A 1,890-nucleotide genomic window follows, 5' to 3' on the forward strand; every position below is an offset into this window, starting at 1 on the left:
CTGGGAACGTTTCTTTTATTTCAGCACCTGGTTTTTCCAGGGTTCATCATACCTGATTCCAAGAGCTTATGGCGTTATGCACCGCATGCACCATGAATTCAGCGATACCGAGCAGGACCCGCATTCTCCGCACTTCTTTAAAGACGTTTGGGGCATGATGGTACATACCCGCAAGATCTACAGTGGCTTTGTGACCAATACCAGCACAGTTGATCCAAAATTCCTGGCTGAACCATTACCAAAATGGGATGCGCTGGACAAATTTGGTGACCACAGAATTACCCGTCTTGCCTGGATCGCGATCTATATTGCCTTCTACGCAGTATTCGTTCCGGCTGGTATGTGGTACCTTTATTTACTGTTGCCTATCCATTTCCTGATGGGGCCAGTACAGGGTGCTATTGTAAACTGGTGTGGTCATAAATACGGCTACCAGAACTTTAAAAACGGTGATCATTCCCGGAATACTTCCCCATGGGGCATTATCCTGATGGGAGAACTGTTTCAGAACAACCACCACAAATTTAAAGACAGTCCTAATTTCGCCAAGAAATGGTATGAACTCGATCCGAGCTACCAGGTGATGAAACTGATGAACTTTGTGGGTATCATTAAGCTGAAACCAGCCGTGATTACGCCTGCACAGCTCAAAAATGCAAAGGCGGCATAAAGACATGATATCTTTCTAAAAAAATAACAAGGCGCGTTTCACTACAATAGTGAAACGCGCCTTGTTTATAAACGACGCCTGTTAAGGCAACCATTTATTTTTGAAATAACTCGTAAACCCACTCACACTATCCAACCGGAATTTAGGCGCCATTTCACTGCCTGACTTAATCACGAAGGGTTCTATTCTCCCCTGCTTTATAGCCTCCAATAAATCGTAGGCCAGCGAGCGTCCTTTGGGACTTTCATAAATCTCTACAATCCGCTGCCAGTACCATTCCGGCGATGCCTGTGTAACCGTTTGGTTCTCAATCTTTGTCCAGATCACCTCCTGATTTTTGAAAGTGATGTCATAGGCGTTTGTCTTACCCAGACTGGTTCTCTCCCCTCCCTTTATTTCTGCCAGCAAATATTTTATCTGACCAGTTTCTTTATCCTTTATCTTGTAAACCCTGTCCAGTATAGGCACTTTGCTGCTACGCGCCGGAATATCCACTACCCCCAATATTTTATAATTAGAATAAATCAGTCCTTCCGCCACGAATTCGCCGGTAGCTTCTTTCGCATTATTTAACAAGGTCCTGATTTGTTTTTCCGCCTCGGTAACGCCGAGGGTTTTGTTGTTCAGCCCATCAAAAATCTTCGCCATTTCCTTTTTCTGGATGGCCGACATTTCTTTGGACAAACGTTGCTGGTAGTCCTCCAGGGCTTTGAATTCTGCCGACTTCCGGATACTGTTCTCTGCGCGGCTCATGATCCGGGTACCGGGAGTACCGCCTGTTCCCCGGCTATTTAGTCCGCCTCTGTTGCCGCCGGTTCTCATCATCGCGGCGGCATCACCGGCAAAGGCTTGTTGCATCGGCATTTCGGGTACCAGCTCTCCTATTTTCGCTTTAACTGCCTGGGCATTTTCAGCGGTGACTGCCGGCGCACGTCCCCCTATATCTCTGACCTTGTCCACCGCCCGTCTCCAGGTGCCTCGCAATTCCCTGTTCGCGATGTCTACCTGCCGTTGTTGCTCCAGGGCTTTCGCTACCTGTGCATCTGTAGGCTTTTCCAGCCGGGTAATGGTGCCCAGCTCATTATCCGCGCGGACAGTACCTGTGGTTGTATCTAACCGGGTTCCTTTAGATGTGGTGTTTAATACTTCAGACAAACCGGTGTTATCTGCCGCTGTCAGCCTCGCATTTTCCGGCACTTTAGGGGCTTTAGGCATTTTAG

Annotated in this window: 2 protein-coding genes; one reads left to right on the plus strand and one right to left on the minus strand. The window is 47.7% G+C overall.

The features are described 5' to 3' along the window. Positions 1 to 670, plus strand: a 670-nt coding sequence (locus VIP81_RS16525; protein ID WP_331963147.1) for a fatty acid desaturase, incomplete at its 5' end; no start/stop codon positions are given. Between the two features lie 81 nt (positions 671 to 751). Here VIP81_RS16525 and VIP81_RS16530 read toward each other — a convergent pair. Beyond that, a partial coding sequence (locus VIP81_RS16530; RefSeq protein WP_331963150.1) for a hypothetical protein occupies positions 752 to 1,890 on the minus strand: 1,139 nt, incomplete at its 5' end.

The sequence above is a fragment of the Chitinophaga sp. genome, assembly GCF_036566945.1.
GTDB lineage: Bacteria > Bacteroidota > Bacteroidia > Chitinophagales > Chitinophagaceae > Chitinophaga.